Origin of the sequence: Candidatus Amarolinea dominans (genome assembly GCA_016719785.1) — a bacterium.
Taxonomy (GTDB): Bacteria; Chloroflexota; Anaerolineae; order SSC4; family Amarolineaceae; genus Amarolinea; species Amarolinea dominans.
Genome location: JADJYJ010000007.1, coordinates 294,973 through 315,953 on the forward strand (window position 1 = coordinate 294,973; position 20,981 = coordinate 315,953).

Consider the following 20,981-nt stretch of genomic DNA (forward strand, 5'->3'; position numbering starts at 1 on the left):
CTTTGGGCAGATAAACAACGAAAGGAAAAACGCGAGGCGCATGATGAGTGACAGACAAACATTCGACCAAAAACATAACCAGCATCAGTGCTACGAAATCCGCCTCAAGGGACACCTGGATGACCGGTGGGCCGACTGGTTTGAGGGACTGACCATCACCTTGGAAGACAACGGCGATACGCTTTTGACCGGGCCTGTGGTCGATCAGGCCGCGTTGCATGGCTTGCTGAAGAAGGTGCGTGATCTAGGCATGCCGTTGGTCTCGGTCACTCCTGTCGAACGCGGCCTCTCAGCTACGTTCGGGACAGGCCAGGCGGACGCGTCAGATGTCAAACCGTAAATGGAGACAAGCTATTTGGAAAGGAGGTTTGCCTTTGATAACATTACCAGCCTAATTCAGCCCCCAGGAACAGGATGGCGACCACAGTTTTCTGCAAGTTCAATTCAATGGAACTCATCAATATCAGGCAAAAAAGGAGATAGACAATGAATATCATCAACAAGACCGCAAGGAATCTGCTAGATGTGAGGATAATCCTTGCAGTGTTATGGGTAGCTGGAATGTTAAGTAGTTTAAATGGAGATACGTACCGCTTATCTGCGGCTACCGAACCTCTCGGAGTACCCCCCGAATTCTTGTTGGTAATGGCAACATTGCTCGTGGGTTCGGTTCTTATGAGTGTCTTGACCCTGACGTTGAAGTCTGCCGTGAGTCGTTGGGCAAACCGCATCATAGGCATACTCTATGCCATGATCAATCTTACCTTTTGGGTTTTGCATCTTCTTGTGTGGCGATCCGCTGGTTATGAGATAGTCTGGTCAACAGCACAAGTTGTGTTTGGCCTACTGGTTGTTTGGTACGCTTGGAAATGGACTAACCCTGAAGTTCAGCCCTCCTAATCGAATCTAGCAAGCACAATACCTTCGCTCAGGAATGGATTGGCGAAGGTATTGTGTTACTCAAGGAGACAAAGTGAAAGCGATTGTATACACAAGATATGGACCGCCAGATGTTCTTCATCTCGAAGAGGTGAAAAAGCCTGCCCTCAATGAAGAAAAAGTGCTGGTAAAAGTCTATGCAGCATCCATCAATGCGGGGGACTGGCATCTGCTGACTGCTGACATCCTTCCCAATGCGTCTGATGGGCGTTGGGCTGTTCAAACCCAAAAACACAATCCTCGGCGCTGACATTGCGGGGTGCGTTGAAGCAGTTGGCAGAAACGTCAAACTGTTTCGGCCAGGGGATGCGGTCTTTGGAGATATTTTTGGGCTTGGCAGTGGCAGTTTTGCCGAATATGTTTCTGTTCCTGAAAGCGCTTTGGCGCTAGAGCCGTCCGATACAAACCCTGATTAGGTTTTGCCGCTTCCGCTTTTTTGAATCTGGGGCGTGTACCTTATAATGGATCTATGTCTACGACAGTTTTAGCCACTAAACTTTATATCCCCCCACCGCGGCCTAAAGTCGTCCTCCGCCCCCGCCTGATCGCGCGGCTGAACGAGGGTCTGCACTGCAAGCTGACCCTCATCTCGGCCCCCGCCGGTTTTGGCAAAACCACGCTGGTCAGCGAGTGGGTGAACAATTTGCGATTTACGAGTGACGATTTTCGATTGGATGCTGCAAACGGAGGCGAAATCGTAAATCTAAAATCGCAAATCGCAAATCGAGTTGCCTGGCTGTCACTGGACGCCGGGGATAGCGACCCCACGCGCTTTCTGGCTTACCTCGTGGCGGCTTTGCAGACTCTCTTTGCCGGCATCGGCGCCGGGGTGATGGCCGCGCTCGAATCCCCCCAGCCGCCGCCCATCGAGCCGCTCCTGACGATCCTGCTCAACCAAATCGCCGCCATCCCGGCTGATTTCATCCTCGTCCTTGACGACTACCACACGATTGACTCCAAACCGGTGGATCAGGCCCTCACCTTTTTGGTCGAACATCAGCCGCCGCAGATGCGCCTGGTCATCGCCACCCGTGAGGATCCGCAGTTTCCCCTGGCCCGCTTGCGCGCCCGAGGGCAAATGACCGAGCTGCGCGCGGCCGACCTGCGGTTTACGCCCGCCGAAGCCGCCGAGTTTCTCAATCGGGTGATGGGCCTCAACCTCTCGGCCGGGGATATTGCTGCGCTGGAAACCCGCACCGAAGGCTGGATCGCCGGTCTGCAATTGGCCGCGCTCTCCATGCAGGGACAGCAGGACACCGCCGGCTTCATCAAATCTTTCACCGGCAGCCACCATTTCGTGCTGGACTACCTGGTTGAAGAAGTCCTGGGACAGCAATCCGCAAGCGTCCAGACTTTCTTGCTGCGCACCTCCATCCTCGACCGCCTGTGCGGCCCGCTGTGTGATGCTGTTCTGCTTGATCCATCTGCTTCCGGGCAAGAAACCCTGGAATATCTCGAACATGCCAACCTGTTCATCGTCCCCCTGGACGACGAGCGGCGTTGGTACCGCTATCACCATCTCTTTGCCGATCTGCTGCGCCAGAGACTGCACCAGAGCACAGCCACGTCGGCACGGGGCGAGGGGCGGGGTGTGGCCGAATTGCACAGCCGTGCCAGCCAGTGGTATGAAGACCATGGATTGGAGCTTGAAGCTTTTCAGCATGCGGCAGCCGCCAATGATGTGGGGCGCGCCGAGCACCTGATAGATGAAAAGGGTCTGCACCTGCACTCGCGTGGCGTGGCTGCGATACTGGACTGGCTGGCGTCACTGCCGACAACGGTGCTGGATGCCAGGCCCGCGTTGTGGGTGAGGCATGCCTCGGCATTACTGGTGGGCGGCCAAACGACCGGTGTCGAAGAGAAACTAGGTGCGGCTGAGGCAGCTTTAGCTGTCGCCCTGCAAGGCGCCGAGCCGGACGACAAGACCCGCGCTCTAATTGGGCAAATTGCCGCCCACAGGGCTACGTTGGCTCTCAATGATCACCAGATAGATGCCCAGTCGCGCCCTGGATACCTTTCGGCGTTATCTGCAGTTGCTTGGTGATCCGCCCCCTCTGAGTGCCAATGAAGCGTATCTTGGCATGGGCCGCATATTCTACGAATGGAACGATCTGGATGCCGCGGAGCAGTACTTCCAACAGAGCCTTCAGTTGGCGCGGCAGTATGATAAAAGCATTGATAGATTCGTACTCTGTGAAGTGTATCTTGCCCGTCAGAAACTGGCCCGGGGAGATGTGGCCGGCGCGGCCGCCATGTTAGCGGAGACCGAGCAGTCCGTGCGCCAGAATAATTTCGTGGAGCGCATGCCTGATGTCGCTGCTGTCCAGGTAAAGGTGCTGCTAAGACAGGGGAATATAACAGCCGCCGCTGATCTGGCCGGGCAGTACGAGCTGCCCCTCATCCGGGCCAGGGTACACCTGGCCCAGGGAGACCCGTCCGCAGCGTTGGCGGTGCTGAGGCCATTGCGTCAACAGATGGAAGCACAGGGTTTGGCAGACGAACGTTTTAAAGCGATGATTCTTCAGGCGGTCGCTCTGCGTGCCAATGGCGAAAAGGATCAGGCTGTACAACTGCTGGGTGAGGCCCTGGCGCTGGCGGAGCCGGGAGGTTTCATCCGGGTCTTCGTGGACGAAGGCGAGCCAATGCGATTGCTGATTTTGGATTTTAGATTGTGGATTGAAGAGCAACCGCGCGGCCAAGATTACAAACTGCTCGGTTACGTGGATAAACTCCTGGCCGCTTTTGCACAACCGGCGGCCACCCCACCCCCCATCGGGGATCTTCGACAATCGAAAATCGAAAATCGAAAATCGAAAATCCCTGAGCCACTGAGCCAACGCGAGTTGGAAATCCTAAAGCTGATCACCCTGGGACTCTCGAACCAAGGAGATCGGTGAGCGCCTTTTCCTGGCCCTGGACACGGTCAAAGGGCACAACCGCCGCATCTTCGACAAACTCCAGGTGCAAAGCCGCACCGAAGCCATCGCCCGCGCCCGCGAGCTGGGCTTGTTGTAACCGCAAGTATTCGTTTTCCTCGACATTCTCCTCCTTCAGTAACCCAAAACAACACCTCCCACCAACACCAAAGTGTCTATACAACAACACCGTCGCGCCTATATATTACCTGTGCACTGAGCAAGCGGTTCAGCCGGCGAACATCGGACAGGACAGGTGCAAGGTTATGTCGAACGAACCCGAACCGACAACCGATCCAAGCCAACCCGTGGTCTATCAAATCAGGCTCAAGGGCCATCTGGGGCGCGAGTGGGCAGACTGGTTCGGCGGTCTAACCATCACGCTGGAAGCGGACGGCGATACACTCTTAACCGGCCCGGTGATTGACCAGGCCGCGCTGCACGGGTTGCTCAAGAAGGTGCGCGATTTAGGCATGCCGTTGGTCTCGGTCAATCAGGTTCCACCGCTGGAGCCTGCAAACCAAGCTTATCAGGAGTAAAACAAGAGAAGGAGGAGGAAATGAAAACTCTGCAGAAGTATGGCGGCATCGCCGCGTTGTACCTGGCCGTCGCCTATCTCATCGGTATTGCCATCCTTCTTGTCGTGCTGGATTATCCCAGCATCACCGACTCGGCGCAAAAAGTGGCCCTGCTCGTCGAGATGCAGACGGTCACCTTTGCGACCAACCTGCTGATGTACGTGTTCTTCGGCGTCGTGCTAATCGTGCTGGCGCTGGCGCTGTACGAGCGGCTGCAGGCCGGCGCGCCGGCGCTGATGCAGGCCGCCACCGCACTCGGCATCATCTGGGCGGGCGCGCTGATCGCCAGCGGCATGGTCGCCAATGCCGGGATCGCGCCCACCGTTGCGCTCCACGCCACCGACCCGGCCCAGGCCGCGCTGCTCTGGCAGGGCATCGAGGCCGTGGCGAGCGGGCTGGGCAATGGCAACGGCGAGATCCTGGGCGGCCTCTGGGCGCTGCTGGTCAGCCTGGCCGCGCTGCGGGCCGGCGGGCTGCCCAAGGGGCTGAATGTCCTGGGCTTGCTGGTCGGCGCGGTGGGCGTCCTCTCGCTGATCCCAGGGTTGACCGACCTGCTGACCGGGGTTTTCGGTCTCAGCCAGATCATCTGGTTCGTCTGGCTGGGGATCGTGCTGCTGCGCAGCAAGGCGGGCACGACAGCGTAGGGAACCAGAAGAGTTCGGATGTTTAGACCATGCGATCACTGATTGCGCAGCAATAACGGCAGGTAGACTTTCGCTCTCGGCGTAGCGGTCTGCGTGCGTGTCGGCGTCACAGTCGGTGTAGAGGTCCTCGTCGGCGTCGGGCTGGGCGTTGCCGTCGGCGTCGCGGTTGGGGTGGATGTTGAGGGCAGGACACCGGGGATTTCGATCCGGCTGAAGGTAGGAGAGCCGAAAGTAAGCGTCCCCGCACATGTTCCGGATGTCCATGTCATGCGGAAGACAAGCAAAGCCCCATTCGCTGACTCACCATTCAGCGTTTGGCTAAACAGCTCTCCTATCCCGTCAACACATCTGTTGGTAGAGGCTAACACGCGTTCTGATCCACCAACTGAGGTTTGACTAATGAACTTGAAATCGAGGCAGGCCCAACACGCGGACGACAGCGGATTCAGGCTGAGTTCCAGCAATTTGTAGGTATTACCGCTCATCGGTCCAGACAGGGCATAATACCAGTCCGCTGAACGCTGTGACGAACTCACCGAAGCGCTCCCGACCTGGGAGGCGGGATATCCACGAAGCCAACCGTCGGTATGGGGATACAGAACGATCGGCGGCGGTGGTGTTGGGGTTGGGGTCGGTGACGGACCGGGCGTTGCCGTCGGCGTATTCGTCGGCGTAGAGGTAGATGTCGGTGTAGAGGTTGGTGTTGGCGTAATTGTCGGTGTTGGCGTCGGCATCAGGGGGCCTCCCCGCAACCGTAGCTTCAGGATGAAAGCGTCGCCATAGTTCAAAGTGGAGTCGAAAGCGTTCGCAGTCAACGGAAAATTCGACGAAAAAGTTTTCCTGTTACATGCACGACATCGCCTTCCGGGTCCAAAAGCTATATCTCGGGCATCGTCTAACCCGACGCCGCCGAGAAAGGTACTGTAGGTCAATTGGCTACCGGTGGCATCCAACCTGGCGACAAAGGCATCGGTAGTCGCTCCGCCGAAGACCGTTGCCAGCGCACCAACCGTGAGCGGAAAATTTGCCGAAGAACCTGTAGTACCCGCTACGTAGGCATTATCCGCCCAGTCTACGGCGATGGCGTTACCATCGTCCAAATTGTTGCCGCCCAGGAAAGTGGCGTAAGCTAGTCCGCTGCCTGCCGAGTTCAGCTTGACCACGAAGGCGTCAGTGTTGCCACCGTTGAAGCTCGTGTCGAAGGCACCCAGCGTGGTGGGGAAGTTGCTTGACGCTGTCTTGCCCGTCACATAGACGTTTCCTGCGTCATCAATGGCAATGGCGATGATACGTTCATTGCCACTGCCGCCCAGAAAGGTACCATAAGCCAGCCCACTGCCACCCGGATTTAACTTGACCACAAAGGCATCAGAGTCATAGCTACCATTGAAACTTGTATCGAACGCTCCCGGCGTGGTGGGAAAGGGAGGATAGCCATAAGTGGTAAAGCCCGCCACATAGGCGTTACCCGCCCCATCCACGGCGATGGCATGGCCACCATCCTCACCGCTACCGCCGAGGAAGGTAGCGTAGATCAATCCGTTGCCGGCCGAGTTCATTTTGACCACAAAGGCCTCCGGCATGTAGGTGCTGTTGAAGCTCGTATCGAAGGCGCCCGGCGTGGTCGGGAAGTCCCTGTAATGCGTCTCTCCCGTCACATAAGCGTTGCTTGCTCCATCCACAGTGATGGCGTAGGCCCAGTCGGCAGTTGTGCTGCCCAAAAACGTACCATAGGCCAGCCCGCTGCCAGCAGGATTGAGCTTGATTACGAAGGCGTCGCTGTTGCCAGAGTTATTGTTGAAGCTTGTATCGAAGGCGCCTAGCGTAGCGGGAAAATCACTGGAGTGGGTGTCGCCCGTTACGTAGGCGTTGCCAGCTCCGTCCACGGTGATGGCTGTGCCATAGTCGACATCACTGCCTCCCAGGAAGGTGGCGTAGGCCAGTGCGCCGCCGGACGGGTTCAGATGGACCACGAAGGCGTCCAAACTGTTGGCGCTTGTGTCGAAGGCACCCGGCGTGGCAGGAAAATCGCTGGACTGGGTGGAACCCGTCACGTAGACGCTGCCCGTCCCGTCTGCTGCGATGGCGTTACCACCATCTACATCACTGCCGCCTAAGAAAGTACCATAAAGTAGGTCTTCAGGGTGGTCGGCCGGCGATAACTGGTTTTCGCTTGTCGATGGCCGCTTGGATGGCAACTGAGTGAAGGGTGCGATCACCTCGAACGCCTGCGCGCCCTGCGGCTGCACGATCGCCTCACCGCTCGCTCCGGCGGTCAGGAGCAGCGGCACAGCCACTTCGCCTGCAACCGTGCTCAGTCGCACAACATTCTGGTCCACCGCCACGGCGTCAGCGCCCTCCACGCGCAGCCGCACCGCGCCCAGGTCTGCGCCAGGCTGGACCACCAGCCGCTGCACCATCTGTCCGCCCCCGCTGGTAAGCTCCAAATCCACGCCTGGATACAGATCCACGTAGCGCACGCCGCCCCAAACAGGTACATCAGACCGCCACTGTGCTGGATCGTTGCCGAGGAAGTAGGAAACGGCGGTGTCCAGGCGATCAAATGGTTCCAGGCGCGGGTGAGGGTTGGCGCCAATGAAGGAGAGGCGGATATTGACGCCGTTGACAGGCTGTAAGAAGGCAGGGTCGGTGCGCGAGGGAGAGTCAAGCCCTGCCGGGTTGCTCTGTCCCTCCGTTGCGCCGCGCTCCGGCTCAACCACTGTGATCCACAGCGCGTCTTCTGCCAGCCACATCGTCTGGTTGCCGCCGTGCACCTGGAAGCGCGCCCCCTCGGCGAATTGGCCGACATTCTCAATGAACATGACCGGGCTGGCACGAAGCACCTTGCCCGTCGCGGGCTGGGCGGTTGTGGCCGTGCTGGACAAGCTGCCCGCGGGTAGTAGCAGGATCAAGACGACCAACAGACTGATGACGACAACCAGGCTACGGGGAAAACGAACGAACATGGCAGCACCTCTCGATGTTGAATAGGGGCATATCAAACATCAGCAGATGAATTAGGTGACCGCGGCAGGTGTAAAAATGCAGATCCAAGAGACAGTGTGATGAGAGAGTCAGCGCCGGAACATGCAGGCAACGGTCTTGTACAGCCACAATAACTTGAAACCACTATATCACCAAGAGCAGTGAAGGTCAAAACTATCTCCCTACCGGAATGATCTGCACGAATTCGTAGCGGGTTTGTGACGCCACTGCGTAAGTCCTGCCATCCAAAACAACACCTCCCACCAACACCAAAGTGTCTATACAACAACACTGTCGCGCCGGTATATTACCTGTGCCTTGAGCAAGCGGCTCAGCGGCTGAAAATCGGACAGGACAGGTACAAGGTTCGGCGTGAGCGACTTGTTCACGCCAAAATCAATCACAACAAGGCGATGCAAAATGAACCCAAGTTTAATCTCACAAATCCAACAGGTCGGCGCCGGGGCAGCATTCATCCTCTTCCCTGTGATCTTCATCTTTGCTTTTTCCGTTCACCCCGGGTTACTGAGACCACGGCTGCTCCAGCCTGTGGAAATCATTCGGCGGGCACGGCGGAACAAATTGCTGCAATTCGCGCACAGCCTGGTGCTGCTAAGCACGGCGCTCCTGATCGGTGTGGCCTTTCACTTTATGAAAATCCTAAGTCAGGGAAGTGCTGCCTGGGCAGGATTGATCGGTGCGGTGCTGGCCGTCTTGGGCGCCATCCTGTTGGCAGCGGACAAAGGCGCCCTCTGCCTGACCATGAGCGCACTGGACACTGTGCCGGAAGAGGAGTTTTCCGCAATGATGCCGGGCCTGTTGGCTATGTTTTCCAAAAAGGGCTGGATGATACTACTGTGGGGAATTCTGCTCTTGCCGGTGGGATTTGCCATTCAGGCAGTTGGCCTGCTGCAGGTCAGCGCGCTGCCACCCTGGCAGAGCACCCTCTTTCTGATCGGCGTGCTGCTGGTAGGCACGCCGGATGGACTGGAAATCATCAATCTCGGCGCCTCTGTTCTGATGGGAAGCGCCTTGATTCCCTATGGGATACAGCTCATCGCGACCGCATTCTAGGCTGTCCAACCATGAAACAAGATGTGACTCATCCATATCGATAAAACAGGAGGAAGAATGAACACGATCAACAAGACCATCGAAGAGGAAGAGATGAACGGCAGTAGCACGACGGCAGGTTTCGAGCGGCGGCGGGTTGTGCTCTCAACGCTTTGGATCTTCGCCCTGCTCAACTACATCTACGCGGACGTCTACACGCTGTTCTTCAATCCGGTGCTGAAGCCGGAAGCGTGGAAGAGGTTCTTGGAAGGCGGCGCCGCGGGCGTCCAGATCACCCCCGGGTTTGTGCTGGTGACGGCGATCCTGATGGAGACCGCCATCGCCATGGTCCTGCTGTCCCGTGTGTTGCCATATCGCGCAAACCGGTGGACGAACATCCTGTCGGGCGCGTTCCATACCCTGTTCGTCGCCTGGTCGCTGATCGGCGACGCCCCGACCGGCTTCTACCTGATGTTCGCGGCGATAGAGGTCGCCTGCACCCTGTTCGTCGTCTGGTACGCCTGGCAGTGGCGCAACGCTGAAAGCGACAGGGTAAATCGGGGCCGGGCGGCAGGATCGGCTTGAGGCTGCATCCCATCTGCTAATTCCCTTCATGAGTTGTGGACGTAGATAGAGAAGCACACAGAACAGAGGAAAACGATGTCCAACAAAGAAAAGAGCACCCTATCGTCGCTGGGAACAATACGCACATTTCTTAGGGAGGGGACCTGATCGGAAACGATTATGAGCGTCGTTGACGACTCGTTCGATCACCCGTTGAAGATTGAGGAGCACGCCGCTATGCCATTGGCCGGCGGGATCATGGGCAACGGCTATCAATGCGGCATGCTTTGGGGCGGGGCGCTGGCTGCGGGCGCGCAAGCCTATCGGCTTTATGGCGCAGGCGCCCGCGCCGAGGTTGAGGCATTGCTGGCAGCGCAGAGCCTGGTGTCGGCGTTCCAGGCGCGGGCTAAGGACATTAATTGCGCTGAAATCACCGAGCTTGAATGGAAGAGACCGTCCGGTGGTCAGGTGGTCAAGTTCCTCGCCAGGGGCGGACCGATTGGTTGTTTTCGTTTGGCGGCGGATTACGCGCAGATTGCGTTCGATACGATCAATAACGCGCTTGGCGGCGAGCACACTGATATGCCGGCACAGCCGGTGAGCTGCACGGCGCTGCTGGCGCAGAAGATGGGCGTCTCAGAGATGCACGCGGTGATGGCGGCGGGGCTTGCCGGGGGCATCGGGCTGAGCGGCGGCGCCTGCGGCGTATTGGGCGCCGCGATCTGGTTCAGGGGCATCAACACGCTCAAGGATGGCGGCAAGCTGAGTTTCGATCTCGGCGCCAGTTCGCCGGAGATGGAGCGCTTCCTGGCGAGCGCCGATTATGAGTTCGAGTGCGCCAGCATCGTTGGGCGCAAGTTTGCGGATGTCGCCGACCACGCGGCTTATGTGCGCGAGGGCGGCTGCGCGAAAATCATCGCGGCATTGGCTACCCGTGGCTAGGATTTAGAAAAAATGAAAAACCAGGCAAGATTTCCCTATCAGTTTTTCGTGGTTGCGTTCGCCTGGTCTTGGCTGGTCTGGCTACCACTGGTTTTGGCTAGTGTTGGTATCTTACCCATAGGCAAAGACCTTCTGAGTGCTTTGACCGTACCCGCCATTATTGTGGGAGCCTTTGGTCCAGCGGCCGGAACCTTTTACTGTCTCAAGACATACCATGCTAAAGGTGCTATTCGCCAATATCTACGTGGTTTGCTGGATTTCCGTTTGGGCTGGCGGGCGTGGCTCCTTCCTATACTCGTGCTAGGCGGGAGCACTTGGATCGCGTGGATGCTGCCGGAGCTTTGGGGTGAGCCGCGTGTGGATATGCTCTTGCCCTCCCTATGGGCTTTTCCTCCGTATGTTTTGTTCACGATTCTATTAGGCGGCGGGCAGGAAGAACTGGGGTGGCGCGGCTATATTTTGGATCCCATGGAAGCACGCCTCGGGGCGTGGTTGGGGAACTTGGTGCTGGGAGTGATCTGGGCCTGTTGGCATTTGCCGCTATATTTTATCCAGGGATCGACCCAGACGTTTATGCCTTTTGCTGGGTTTTTGTTAAATTGTGTGGGGTATTCTTGGTTCCACGCCTATGTGCGCCAAGCTTCTGGAAAACGTACTTGGGCCGGGTTGATTTCTCACGGTTGGGCCAATGCGTTTGTGCCCTTGTTCCCTACGGTAGCGATGGTTGCGGGGGCTGCACAGTCCCGTTATTGGATCTGGGTCAGCTTGACCTTTGTGATTGGGTTGATAACGATGGCGCTTTCGGGGACTCGACGCCATTCAAGTGATTTCAAAGGGGTGAATGATGATGACTCAAATCGCTAAACACATTAACTTTCCTAGCATAGAAACCGAGCGTTTGATCTTACGGCAAATGACACTTGAGGACACCGATTTTGTTTTCCAGCACTTCGGTGATTTGGCCGTGGCTCGATATCTCTTGGACGAACCGCCTTTGACAGAGTATGCTCATGCCCAGGAGATCATTCAATTCTTCTGTGAGCCAGAAGAGAAGACGCACAATCGCTGGTTAGTGGTTCGAAAATCCGACCACCAGTCTATTGGCACATGTGGTTTCCATAAATGGGACAAACGCTATTTTCGCGCTGAAATCGGCTATGATGTAAGCCCCAGTTTTTGGGGACAGGGCTACATGATGGAAGCTCTGCGGGCAGTTATCGCCAGTGGGTTCGAGCACATGAGGCTAAATCGGATTGAGGCTCTGGTGTATATCGAGAATGATCGCTCGATTCAACTATTGCGGAGACTGGGCTTCAAGCAAGAAGGTGTTCTTCGTGATTATTTTTGTTTGGACGGGAAGTTTTACGACCATTACCTTTTTGCCTTGCTACAGAGGGAATGGAAATCATAAGATTATGTGTGACCCATCAAGCATCTCGGCGTGTTACTGGTAAACGCCGCCTAACAAGGCATGCCCTGGACGCTGGGGATTCTGCGGCATTTTCGAGTTGGATAAAGTAAATGACAGACAATAAAGTAAAGCGACTTTCCATTCAATCATTCGCACAAAAAGCAGGGCATATTATGTTGATCGTACTTGCTATCTTGTTGGCTTGCCTACTCATCCTTGTGGGCGTGCTGCAGCTATGGAGCCACGGAAAACCGACCCCCTTCGTGGATGAAAACGGAAGTCCGCTGGCGGGCAGTATTTCGGAGAAAGTGTTTGTTAACATCAACGGTGTGGAGCAGGGGATGTTTATCAAGAGCAAAAATGCAACGCATCCAGTGCTGCTTTACCTGCATGGGGGTATGCCTGACACCTTTCTTACAAGGAGATACCCTACAGGTCTTGAAGACTATTTCACCGTCGTTTGGTGGGAACAGCGCGGTTCAGGAATATCCTACAATGCCGACATTCCACCGGAGACGATGACACTGGAGCAAATGATATCTGACACGCTGGAGGTGACGAATTACCTGCGCCACCGCTTCGGTAAAGAAAAGATCTACCTCATGGGACATTCGGGGGGAACCTTTATTGGCATCCAGGCGGCGGCACGGGCGCCAGAGTTGTACTATGCTTACATTGGCGTGGCTCAGATGTCAAATCAGCTTAAATCTGAAAGACTGGCGTATGAGTATATGCTTCAGAGGTTCAAAGAGAGCGGAAACACAAAAATGGTACGCAAACTCGAAGAAGCACCCGTCACGATGACGGATGGCACACCGGATGCATACCGTGCATTGCGTGACCCCGCCATGCACAGCCTCGGCATCGGCACGACACATGATATGAACTCAGTCATCACGGGTATCTTCTTGCCGTCGCTGACAAGCCGAGAGTACACGTTAGGCGAAAAGATCAATATGTGGCGCGGCAAATCCCGCTCCGGCATTAGCATTATCTGGGATAAAATTATCAGCACAGACTTGTCGAAACAGGTGCTTGAGCTTGACCTGCCCGTCTATTTCTTTGAAGGCATCTACGATTACACTTGCTCCTACACCGAGGCAAAATCCTATTTTGAGAAACTCAAGGCGCCAGTAAAAGGGTTTTACACCTTTGAACAATCTGCTCACAGCCCATTGTTTGAAGAACCTGAAAAAATGGGGCGTATTTTGCAAGAGGATGTACTGGCAGGGACGAATAGCCTTGCTGACACAGAGTAAATGGATGGTGTGCTACTTTACCTCATAGAGAAATCAAGGAAAGGAGAGTAAACCAATGACTGATCGAAGCAAGACTGCGTGGGTCTTGGGTGGGGCAACATTAACTATGTTCAGCCCACTGGCGATGGTCCTGGCAGGGTATCGAATCCCCATGTTCCAGAATCTCGGCTTTGCGAGAGGAACAATGGCTCCTCCGATAGCGTGGATTCTCGCTACCATTGTCGGAATCGTATATGCGTTATACACGATGAGAGCCATCCCTTTCATTGCAAGTATGCAGCGCGAAGTCTCGCTGTTCAAACTCCTGGGGATTCTCTCTGCAGTGGTCGGCGGCATCGTCGAAGAGGTCTTCTTCCGACGTTGGATCATGGATATGCTGATGTCAAGAGGATTCGCGTCCATAATCCAGGTTGGTGTATCCGGAGTCGCATTTGGTTTGGCACATGCCAGTTGGACACTACTCGCAAAGCGCGACTTCAAGGCTACGCTTCCGGCGATCATGTCAACGTCAATTCTAGGGATCTCCCTGGCTATCGTCTATCTCGCGGGCGGACGCAACTTGGGGCCTTGCATATTTGCCCACGTACTGATAAACATCGTCATCGAACCGTGGCTGATGTTGTCGGCGGTCTCAGGCAAGTGGCGTACCTAAGAACCGAATCCAGAACAGAACGTAGAAACACAGAAGGAGAAGATTAGAATGAACACTTCTCGCGGCAAGGCTTTGCTGAATGGACTACTGGCTTGGTTCATCGGTTTTGCACTCTATATGCTTCCGCGTTTGTCGTTGCCTTCCCCCTGGCCTTTGAAATGGGACCCCAGAAGCAAGGCTCAGCCGCTATCAGCCAGCAAATCAGCCAGAAGATAGCCACCCTGTATGCAGGCAGTTGGTTACTGCAAGTGGGGCTGATCGTCGTTGTTGGCCTGCTGGTGGTGTGGCGTGCTTGGGTTGTAGCGAAAGGGAGCGAGCAAAGACAACTGGTTAGCGGTCTGATTGTGGGAGCTGTGCCAGCGGTGCTGACGCCGGTGCTCCTGGCGTGGGGCGGATTTGGCTGGGTGGACATTGTAGCGATGCTGGTCTGCCTGGCTGCCGGTGTGACAGGTGGGTACCTGGCGAAGGCGCAGTATAAGTCATAATGCCGCCTGGCGAGCGCCGATTATGAGTTCGAGTGCGCCAGCATCGTTGGGCGCAAGTTTGCGGATGTCGCCGACCACGCGGCTTATGTGCGCGAGGGCGGCTGCCCGAAAATTATCGAAGCTTTAGCCACCCCCGGCTAGGATTTTGAAAGAAATGGAAAAGCAAGCAAAATTCCCCTACCAGTTTTTCGTGGTTGCGTTCGGTTGGTCCTGGCTGATCTGGCTACCACAGGTTTTGGCTGGTGCGGGTATCTTGCCCCTAGGCAAGGACCTGCTGAGTGTTTTGACCCCGCCCGTAACGATCCTGGCGATGTTTGGCCCAGCCGCCGGAACCTTTTACTGTCTCAAAACACGCCAGGGCAAAGATGCCATGCGCCAATACCTGCGCGGTTTGCTGGATTTCCGTTTGGGCTGGCGGGCGTTGATCCGTTCCGTATGCTGGCAGGCGCCCTCCTCCAACCGCTGGCCCCGGCAGCGATAGTAGCGCCACGGGTTGCCCTTGCCGGTCTTGGCATTACGCATATCCGTGCCGCTTTCCAGGGCGCGACCACAGTTTCCACAGAAGACCAGACCGGTCAGCAGGAACTCAGATTCATCATACAGGACGGCGAAATTCTCGGGCACCTTCTGGGTCGCTGACACGAACTCGACCCCGTGGCGGCGCAGATCGCTCTTGTGGTACGCAGCATCCACCTGATCGCCTGTGGCAACACCAACGCCGACATCGCCTCGGCACTGACCATCAGCGTCAAGACGGTGCGCAACCACGTCTCCAACATCCTCAACAAGCTGCAAGTGGCCAACCGGGCGCAGGCGGCCTTGCGCGCCCGTGATTCCGGTCTGGCATAGGAACGGGCGAATCCACCACGCCTGCGCAAGGTGTGCGGCGGTGTAGCGAAGCCGTCGCCCGCGCCCGCGAACTGAGCCTGTTGTAGGGGTATGAGAACAGAGAGATGTCGCCAGGATTATTATCCCCAAGCCTGGCCCAGTCCGTGCTTCAGGGCCAGCACCGCGGCCTGAGTGCGGTCAGTGACTTCCAGTTTCATGAAGATACTGGATACGTAGTTCTGAACCGTCCCTTTGGAGAGATACAGAGCGTCGGCAATGTCTGCATTGGATAAGCCCTTGGCGATCAATTTCAACACTTCTCGCTCCCGGTCGCTGAGATCTTCCCAAAGGTGGTGTCCCCCATAGGCCCGGAAGCGGAACGGGCGATCTGCCCGAACAGTTTGCCGGCTACCTTAGGGTCCACATGCGTATCCCCGCTCACGGTGCCGCGAATGGCCGCAATCAGTTGCTCCCGAGGCGTATCCTTGAGCAAATACCCGGCTGCGCGGCTCGGATGGCATCGAAAACCCAGACGTCATCGTCATAGGTGGTCAGGATCAGCACTTTGACCGCCGGGTAGGTCCGGTGGATTTCTCGGGTGGCCTGGGTGCCGTTCATGATGGGCATGCGCAGGTCCATCAGCACCAGATCTGGATTCAGTTCCGCCACCAAATCCACGGCCTCGGCCCCATCATGGGCCACCCCTATCACCTCGAAATCCCTCACCGTGCTCAGGATCACCTGCATCCCTTCGGTGACGATATCCTGGTCATCGCACAACACGATGCGAATCATTCTAACTCCTCATGTCTAGAACACTCCCCGGAGTCGGGTTCGTTTGGTCGAATGTCGTGCCCCCGGTTGGCCCACACGGACGAAAGCTCAATACCCAGGGCATTTCACAGAATCAGACGGATTCGTGTACCCGATGCCGGCTGGCTGTCGATTTCCAGACGTCCATCCAACATAGCCGCTCGCTCCCGCATGCCCTTCAGCCCATAGTATCCCTCTTCCATCACTTTGGAGGCATCAAAGCCCCGCCCGCTATCCTCAACCACCAACTGCCATTGGCCAGCAGTCTGCTGGCACAACGCTACCCGGATCTCCTGGGCATGCGCGTGCCTCACTACGTTTTCGAGCGCTTCCTGGGCAACCCGGAAGATGCACTGCTCCGCTTCGGGCGAGGCCCTCTATCTGTTTGGGAAGGTCCGCCGTCAGCGCGAGTCCGGCCCGCTTGGCCGCGGATTCGGCCAGGTTGCGCAGGGCCAATCCCAGCCCCAAGTCTTCCAGCGGCGAAGCACGCAAGGCGTGAAGCGCTCTACGGCTCTCCGCCAGGCCGCCCCGGGTGTTGGCAATGGACTTGATCAACAGCGAGTGGGCCTGGTCCGGCGCCTCGGTCCAAACGCTGTCCACCGCCTCCAGTTGCACGGCCAGGGAACTGAGGGTGTGGGAGAGGGTATCGTGCAGGCTCGCGCCAACCGGTTGCGCTCGCGGCTGGGGCCAGTTGGTCCACCGTCGCCGCATAGTTGGGCCAGCTTTTCATTGGCCTCGGCCAGTTTCACCCCGCTGTTCTCGCTGGGCCGTGACCAATCGCGCCACCACATAGCCCACCAGGGCCAACGTTATGCTCCCGCCGACGGCCAGCGGGACCGCACCAACGGCGGTTGGGGTGGCCCAACCGATGACCCATGCGTTCATAGCGACGCTGAGCGCGGTGATCCCGATGGAGTAAAGAAGGGCGTGGGCCATGCCATACTGCCAGGCGATCAGCACCAGGGGGAAGAGCACGAAGAACAACAGGCGCCAGGCGCTGTCCTCGACCCGGTCGAATGACAGGAGGATGTTGCCGTTATCGGCGATGGACTGCAGATATACCAGGCGGTCGACCGCCGGCATGAAGCCGCTGACGATCAACGCCAGCGGCAGAAACCAACGGCCCATCCGATCCTGTAGCCCCGGCCAGTTCAAGTAAAGCAGGAGGATGCTCAGCCACACAAATCCCGTGCCCAACACCGGAATGGGCAGGGAGTCTCTCCCCAGGATCATGCCAATGAACCCCAGCAACATCAGGATTAGCTGCATGCCGGTCACTATTCGGAACACCGACAGCAAGCCCGGTTCCAGGCTGGTGGTCTCTGAGTGTCGCAGATCGTCCAGGATGGAAGCAATAGATTCGGCCATGCGGCCAGTATACCACGGTTTGGCAGTCTTCACATCCTGAGTATAGCGGAAGCGGGGGACTGAAACCACCCCGACCACTCATAGGCATCCGTGAGTCGGCTCACATGGCGCCATGAACCTGCTCACGGTTTCCTGACACAGCCCACTATTCCGCAAATGCGCATCCTGCTATGCTCAGGCCAGTGATTCAAGCAAGCTCACAAGAAGGGATAATCTCATGAACAAGACTTTGCTAATCGTAGGCATTGGGGTTGTAGGCGTCATTGCACTTGTCTTGATCCTGCTGCCACAGATCCTCAGTTGATTAATCAATTGCCCGGTGTAACCGATAGCGGTTGGGCAGGACTTGGTGAATTCACGAACCCATTCCTGACCATCTGGGGCAATAATGATGGCGGTAATCTGGGCAATCCAGTCATTCAACAGACATTAATCGATCATATCCCGGGTTCAGCGGGTTGGGAGCATGTCCGCCTGCCAGAAGCCAGCCACTTCTTGCAGGATGATCAGGGCGAGGAAATTGCCCGCCGTGTCAACGAGTTCATTGAGGTTACGTCGCAAGACTGAAACTCAGAAACAGCGCAACATTTACCTACTCAATTGAAGAAACCAGGAGAAAAAACGAAAATGGAAAACAGAAAGATTCAATGGTTACCCACGTTGCTCATTGTATGGAATTTGATCGACATCGTGGTTCACGTAGGCCTCAACATGGCCGAGCCGTGGCGAATCGCCGGGAACATCGTTGGCATCGTTGCCGCATTGATCGTGTTCTTCGGTATACCAAATCTATGCGCCCCATATTCTGGGCGGTGCAGCCGTCGTTGTCATCGTTGTCAATGCGCTTCATGCGGCAGCGCATGGATTTGTCATTCCCATGCTGGTATTCATTGGGTTCACCCTCTTTTTGCTGCTCCGCTGGACACAAGTGATCCTTGCAAAGGGTGTTGCCCGTAACTTCTACTATCGCTGGTGGATGGCGCTCGTTGCCGCGCTGGTTGGCGCCGGTATCATTACGCTGAGCGGACCACGAGCCAGCCTGCCAATCATTCTGAATCAACTCCACGATGGTGCTCTGGAAGGAGCCGACTACTGGCGTGATGAGCCGATGATCCTTAGCGCAGGCATGGGTTTCGATAACATCATTGGCTTACCTGAATTGACCGAAGAGACGGTGCGTGAAGCGGGTGGCAGTTGGTATGGCTCAGTGACCTGCACCAGTGGCAAAGCGCCAGTCTTGGACACCGCACCAGCACGACCCTCTCGAATATCGTCGAACGGTACTACAAAGGCTACGCCGATTACGATGATGGTTTGCCAATTGTCTTCAGTTGGCCGGTTGCCTCCGAAACGGTTGACGTGACCGATTTTAAATTCACGCTCAACACGGGGGAGGTCGTCTTCCCCCACTCCGCTGGAATGGTGCCCAACTGGGAACTAAATGAGCGGAACGTAGTCGTTGTCTTCGGCGATTTTGGCAATCGGGGCAGCGCAGCGAGGCTGACGTGATCTTTCCCGTCCAGCTAGAAATTGTGGCGGATGAAACCCCGCTGCTGCGTGATCGGACCGGGCGGTCAGGAGTTCAACGCCGTCGGTCTCACCTGGGCAACGGACACGACGGCCTACGACGACAGAGGGCCCTTTCTTGTGGGTGCCAAGCTCAATTATGTAGGCTCAGTAGCGCCGGGAGAAGGGGGGTGTTCCGTTATTGGACAGCGGCAGTGGCTTACTGCCCAATGATGAATTGCCCTCTACGATGAAGGTGATTTCCGCCTTCGTATTCTGACGACCGGCGGGTTTTCGCCCGACGGCGTCACCGGAGTAACCCCCGACATGTACGAAGATTTCTTCCGTATCTACGTTAAAGGGGCAGATGGTGAAACGATTCTCCTTGAAAAAGTCGGTGTGGAGTATTCTGTGGCGGGTGGCACCTTGCGCGTTGTAGGTTTATCAGACCTCGGCCAAAAAGAGAATCCAGAGGCAGGCATCTACTACGACGGCTGCTATTCGGAAGACCGCGATAATTACATTGACATCATTCTTGTAGGCGATGAAGAAGCGGCCCGGAATATCACGTTTGTAGAGATTCCTTCCCTGGAAGGCGGCTATCGTGCATTCTATGTCCCCGGTGGACCTGGACCGGAGCCATTTGAAGGTGTTCGTTACACCGCCCCCGGTCCGGCAGATATGGAGCCGGTGATCATTGCGTTGGACGACCCGATGCGGGTTGATCGGGCAGCACCCTAGGAACCTCAATAAGGAAATATCATGACCAGACGAAACATCATTGTTGGCGGTACAGTTGTCCTCGTTGCCGTTCTTGCCATCGGGCCTACTCTTTCTGCAGAGCAACGGCGCTGAGGAGCCCTCCGCCGCACGATCATCAACAACCAGGACCAAGCCAGCGAAACGGCAGATGAACTTCAGCGCACCGACCAAAGTCCGCGCCCCATAGCGCCGAATTTGCAGCAGCAGAGGATTGATTGGAGACGCCATGCCTATCGTAGGGTTATTCGCCATTGGGAGATTTTTCTTTCGGATCGCGGCCGCCTTGTGGCGTAAAGAAGGGACGCGCGGCCTGCTTCTGATCGCCTTTATCACCATTCTTTCTGGGACATGGTTCTATCATCAGTTCGAGCCTACCATCACTACCTGGGTGGATGCCTACTTATTTCACGGCCATCACCCTCACCACGATTGGCTATGGCGATTTTAGTCCCACAACCCCACTTACAAAGATCTTCACAACGTTCTACGTCTTGATCGGTTTGGGCATCATTGCCGGTGTGATCGGTCTGGTTGGCCAAACCGTGATCGAGGATGCGAATCGAACCCGGGCAAAACGCAATCCACAAGCACAGGACAATGAATGATGAAAGAAAAAGAAGCGGTCGCATCGCACTGGCGGTTGCCTTCTGGGTGCTAGCCTCAATGGCTGCCGACCCGGCAGCCTTTGGCTGGCAGAGATGGCTCACCAGGCCGTGGACCATGCTGCCGGCCAAATCATCATCTCCACACAGGATGTCGGTCATCCGCCATCACCAACCCGAAATGCGAACACCCAACCCGGTTACCTGGCATCCCTTCTCAACACACGGATACCTTCCGTTTACGAATCGAGCAGGGGGCTTTGACGCTCGATCCCAATTGGGTGTCTCGCTATAATCCTTACAACACCGGACAAGCGAGAATGAAGAACCGACTTCACCTGTGGTTGCGAATGGCCGCGTCTTTTATACAACCAACACTGTTTTTTCCGCTACAGACGCCGCCTAACGCGGCACGCCCAAATCAGCGATTACCTTTGGCCCGATTGTGGGGTGTGCAGAGCATCTGGCAGTTCATGGCCGAACTTTCGCCGCCTTTGCTCCACGCGGAAACGTGGTCGGCATCCATTTCGTCGAACCGGTAAATCCGGCTCTTGTTCGCGTCATGACCCACCGCGCAGAGCCCGGACAGTTGGACTCGCCGCCAGCTCCGGCCGCTTGCGTCTGTTGAGCGTATGCGACGTGCTACCTTGTCATCGAACACCCGAACCGCCAACA

At 56.4% G+C, this 20,981-nt stretch carries 25 protein-coding genes and 2 pseudogenes; 19 read left to right on the forward strand and 8 right to left on the reverse strand.

Going from position 1 to position 20,981, the window contains the following annotated elements:
• Positions 1 to 43 precede the first annotated feature (43 nt).
• The 6 genes and pseudogenes from IPM84_11105 to IPM84_11130 all read left to right on the forward strand — a co-directional run bounded on the left by IPM84_11105 (position 44) and on the right by IPM84_11130 (position 5,076).
• Entirely contained in the window at positions 44 to 340 is a 297-nt protein-coding gene (locus IPM84_11105) for a hypothetical protein (protein MBK9093308.1), read from the forward strand.
• Positions 341 to 486: 146 nt separating this feature from the next.
• Entirely contained in the window at positions 487 to 900 is a 414-nt protein-coding gene (locus tag IPM84_11110) for a hypothetical protein (protein ID MBK9093309.1), read from the forward strand.
• A 73-nt stretch (positions 901 to 973) separates the two neighbouring features.
• On the forward strand, positions 974 to 1,189 hold the full coding sequence (locus IPM84_11115) for a hypothetical protein (GenBank protein ID MBK9093310.1): 216 nt from the start codon (positions 974 to 976) through the stop codon (positions 1,187 to 1,189).
• Positions 1,190 to 1,408: 219 nt separating this feature from the next.
• Positions 1,409 to 3,954 (forward strand): annotated as a pseudogene (locus IPM84_11120) (LuxR family transcriptional regulator).
• Between the two features lie 166 nt (positions 3,955 to 4,120).
• Positions 4,121 to 4,393, forward strand: a complete 273-nt coding sequence (locus IPM84_11125) for a hypothetical protein (GenBank protein ID MBK9093311.1) — start codon at positions 4,121 to 4,123, stop codon at positions 4,391 to 4,393.
• Positions 4,394 to 4,413: 20 nt separating this feature from the next.
• A complete protein-coding gene (locus IPM84_11130) occupies positions 4,414 to 5,076 on the forward strand; it encodes a DUF4386 family protein (protein ID MBK9093312.1) in 663 nt (220 codons plus the stop codon).
• A gap of 35 nt (positions 5,077 to 5,111) precedes the next feature.
• On the opposite strand, the gene IPM84_11135 is transcribed toward IPM84_11130, so the two are convergent.
• On the reverse strand, positions 5,112 to 8,042 hold the full coding sequence (locus IPM84_11135) for an SBBP repeat-containing protein (protein ID MBK9093313.1): 2,931 nt from the start codon (positions 8,040 to 8,042) through the stop codon (positions 5,112 to 5,114).
• A 391-nt stretch (positions 8,043 to 8,433) separates the two neighbouring features.
• On the opposite strand from IPM84_11135, the gene IPM84_11140 reads away from it, so the two are divergent.
• The 8 genes from IPM84_11140 (at position 8,434) to IPM84_11175 (ending at position 14,427) form a co-directional block, all read left to right on the forward strand.
• Positions 8,434 to 9,135, forward strand: a complete 702-nt coding sequence (locus IPM84_11140; protein MBK9093314.1) for a hypothetical protein — start codon at positions 8,434 to 8,436, stop codon at positions 9,133 to 9,135.
• 93 nt (positions 9,136 to 9,228) lie between these two features.
• Positions 9,229 to 9,699, forward strand: a complete 471-nt coding sequence (locus IPM84_11145) for a hypothetical protein (GenBank protein ID MBK9093315.1) — start codon at positions 9,229 to 9,231, stop codon at positions 9,697 to 9,699.
• Between the two features lie 159 nt (positions 9,700 to 9,858).
• Positions 9,859 to 10,620, forward strand: a complete 762-nt coding sequence (locus IPM84_11150; protein MBK9093316.1) for a C-GCAxxG-C-C family protein — start codon at positions 9,859 to 9,861, stop codon at positions 10,618 to 10,620.
• A gap of 12 nt (positions 10,621 to 10,632) precedes the next feature.
• Positions 10,633 to 11,484 (forward strand): CPBP family intramembrane metalloprotease, encoded by an 852-nt coding sequence (locus tag IPM84_11155; GenBank protein ID MBK9093317.1) that lies wholly within the window; start codon positions 10,633 to 10,635, stop codon positions 11,482 to 11,484.
• Positions 11,477 to 12,031, forward strand: coding sequence for a GNAT family N-acetyltransferase (locus IPM84_11160; protein MBK9093318.1), 555 nt, complete (start codon positions 11,477 to 11,479; stop codon positions 12,029 to 12,031). The genes IPM84_11155 and IPM84_11160 overlap by 8 nt, the downstream gene beginning before the upstream one ends.
• Before the next feature lie 110 nt (positions 12,032 to 12,141).
• The gene (locus IPM84_11165) at positions 12,142 to 13,290 is read left to right on the forward strand and encodes an alpha/beta hydrolase (protein MBK9093319.1); all 1,149 of its coding nucleotides are present in this window, start codon (positions 12,142 to 12,144) and stop codon (positions 13,288 to 13,290) included.
• A gap of 55 nt (positions 13,291 to 13,345) precedes the next feature.
• Positions 13,346 to 13,942 carry a CPBP family intramembrane metalloprotease gene (locus tag IPM84_11170; protein MBK9093320.1) on the forward strand — a complete coding sequence of 199 codons (597 nt, stop codon included), beginning with the start codon at positions 13,346 to 13,348 and terminating at the stop codon, positions 13,940 to 13,942.
• A 158-nt stretch (positions 13,943 to 14,100) separates the two neighbouring features.
• Positions 14,101 to 14,427: a hypothetical protein gene (locus IPM84_11175; GenBank protein ID MBK9093321.1), complete on the forward strand. Its 327-nt coding sequence runs from the start codon at positions 14,101 to 14,103 to the stop codon at positions 14,425 to 14,427.
• Positions 14,428 to 14,763: 336 nt separating this feature from the next.
• Here the strand turns inward: IPM84_11175 and IPM84_11180 are convergent, their stop codons facing one another.
• The gene (locus IPM84_11180; GenBank protein ID MBK9093322.1) at positions 14,764 to 15,069 is read right to left on the reverse strand and encodes a recombinase zinc beta ribbon domain-containing protein; all 306 of its coding nucleotides are present in this window, start codon (positions 15,067 to 15,069) and stop codon (positions 14,764 to 14,766) included.
• Between the two features lie 12 nt (positions 15,070 to 15,081).
• On the opposite strand from IPM84_11180, the gene IPM84_11185 reads away from it, so the two are divergent.
• A complete protein-coding gene (locus tag IPM84_11185) occupies positions 15,082 to 15,276 on the forward strand; it encodes a response regulator transcription factor (protein ID MBK9093323.1) in 195 nt (64 codons plus the stop codon).
• A gap of 119 nt (positions 15,277 to 15,395) precedes the next feature.
• On the opposite strand, the gene IPM84_11190 is transcribed toward IPM84_11185, so the two are convergent.
• The 5 genes from IPM84_11190 to IPM84_11210 all read right to left on the reverse strand — a co-directional run bounded on the left by IPM84_11190 (position 15,396) and on the right by IPM84_11210 (position 17,436).
• Positions 15,396 to 15,572, reverse strand: coding sequence for a response regulator transcription factor (locus tag IPM84_11190; protein ID MBK9093324.1), 177 nt, complete (start codon positions 15,570 to 15,572; stop codon positions 15,396 to 15,398).
• A gap of 145 nt (positions 15,573 to 15,717) precedes the next feature.
• The gene (locus IPM84_11195) at positions 15,718 to 16,050 is read right to left on the reverse strand and encodes a response regulator transcription factor (protein ID MBK9093325.1); all 333 of its coding nucleotides are present in this window, start codon (positions 16,048 to 16,050) and stop codon (positions 15,718 to 15,720) included.
• A gap of 104 nt (positions 16,051 to 16,154) precedes the next feature.
• The gene (locus IPM84_11200) at positions 16,155 to 16,382 is read right to left on the reverse strand and encodes a hypothetical protein (GenBank protein MBK9093326.1); all 228 of its coding nucleotides are present in this window, start codon (positions 16,380 to 16,382) and stop codon (positions 16,155 to 16,157) included.
• Complete coding sequence (locus IPM84_11205; GenBank protein MBK9093327.1) at positions 16,306 to 16,779, reverse strand: hypothetical protein; 474 nt, start codon at positions 16,777 to 16,779, stop codon at positions 16,306 to 16,308. The genes IPM84_11200 and IPM84_11205 overlap by 77 nt, the downstream gene beginning before the upstream one ends.
• A 15-nt stretch (positions 16,780 to 16,794) precedes the next feature.
• Positions 16,795 to 17,436: a hypothetical protein gene (locus tag IPM84_11210; protein ID MBK9093328.1), complete on the reverse strand. Its 642-nt coding sequence runs from the start codon at positions 17,434 to 17,436 to the stop codon at positions 16,795 to 16,797.
• A 300-nt stretch (positions 17,437 to 17,736) separates the two neighbouring features.
• On the opposite strand from IPM84_11210, the gene IPM84_11215 reads away from it, so the two are divergent.
• From IPM84_11215 to IPM84_11230, 4 genes and pseudogenes are all read left to right on the forward strand, one after another.
• Entirely contained in the window at positions 17,737 to 18,003 is a 267-nt protein-coding gene (locus tag IPM84_11215; protein MBK9093329.1) for a hypothetical protein, read from the forward strand.
• A 310-nt stretch (positions 18,004 to 18,313) separates the two neighbouring features.
• Entirely contained in the window at positions 18,314 to 18,799 is a 486-nt protein-coding gene (locus tag IPM84_11220) for a hypothetical protein (protein ID MBK9093330.1), read from the forward strand.
• Positions 18,800 to 19,269: 470 nt separating this feature from the next.
• Entirely contained in the window at positions 19,270 to 19,683 is a 414-nt protein-coding gene (locus IPM84_11225; GenBank protein ID MBK9093331.1) for a hypothetical protein, read from the forward strand.
• Between the two features lie 247 nt (positions 19,684 to 19,930).
• Positions 19,931 to 20,309: pseudogene (locus tag IPM84_11230) on the forward strand (two pore domain potassium channel family protein).
• Positions 20,310 to 20,727: 418 nt separating this feature from the next.
• On the opposite strand, the gene IPM84_11235 reads toward IPM84_11230, so the two are convergent.
• The coding region (locus tag IPM84_11235) for an HNH endonuclease (protein ID MBK9093332.1) at positions 20,728 to 20,981 on the reverse strand (254 nt) is incomplete at its 5' end.

Coding starts and splice junctions, on each gene's coding strand:
- IPM84_11105 (MBK9093308.1), top strand. CDS start 44: ATGAGTGACAGACAAACATTCGACCAAAAACATAACCAGCATCAGTGC.
- IPM84_11110 (MBK9093309.1), top strand. CDS start 487: ATGAATATCATCAACAAGACCGCAAGGAATCTGCTAGATGTGAGGATA.
- IPM84_11125 (MBK9093311.1), top strand. CDS start 4,121: ATGTCGAACGAACCCGAACCGACAACCGATCCAAGCCAACCCGTGGTC.
- IPM84_11130 (MBK9093312.1), top strand. CDS start 4,414: ATGAAAACTCTGCAGAAGTATGGCGGCATCGCCGCGTTGTACCTGGCC.
- IPM84_11135 (MBK9093313.1), bottom strand. CDS start 8,042: ATGTTCGTTCGTTTTCCCCGTAGCCTGGTTGTCGTCATCAGTCTGTTG.
- IPM84_11145 (MBK9093315.1), top strand. CDS start 9,229: ATGAACGGCAGTAGCACGACGGCAGGTTTCGAGCGGCGGCGGGTTGTG.
- IPM84_11150 (MBK9093316.1), top strand. CDS start 9,859: ATGAGCGTCGTTGACGACTCGTTCGATCACCCGTTGAAGATTGAGGAG.
- IPM84_11155 (MBK9093317.1), top strand. CDS start 10,633: ATGAAAAACCAGGCAAGATTTCCCTATCAGTTTTTCGTGGTTGCGTTC.
- IPM84_11165 (MBK9093319.1), top strand. CDS start 12,142: ATGACAGACAATAAAGTAAAGCGACTTTCCATTCAATCATTCGCACAA.
- IPM84_11170 (MBK9093320.1), top strand. CDS start 13,346: ATGACTGATCGAAGCAAGACTGCGTGGGTCTTGGGTGGGGCAACATTA.
- IPM84_11175 (MBK9093321.1), top strand. CDS start 14,101: ATGGGACCCCAGAAGCAAGGCTCAGCCGCTATCAGCCAGCAAATCAGC.
- IPM84_11195 (MBK9093325.1), bottom strand. CDS start 16,050: ATGATTCGCATCGTGTTGTGCGATGACCAGGATATCGTCACCGAAGGG.
- IPM84_11205 (MBK9093327.1), bottom strand. CDS start 16,779: ATGCGGCGACGGTGGACCAACTGGCCCCAGCCGCGAGCGCAACCGGTT.
- IPM84_11210 (MBK9093328.1), bottom strand. CDS start 17,436: ATGGCCGAATCTATTGCTTCCATCCTGGACGATCTGCGACACTCAGAG.
- IPM84_11220 (MBK9093330.1), top strand. CDS start 18,314: ATGCTGGTATTCATTGGGTTCACCCTCTTTTTGCTGCTCCGCTGGACA.
- IPM84_11225 (MBK9093331.1), top strand. CDS start 19,270: ATGTACGAAGATTTCTTCCGTATCTACGTTAAAGGGGCAGATGGTGAA.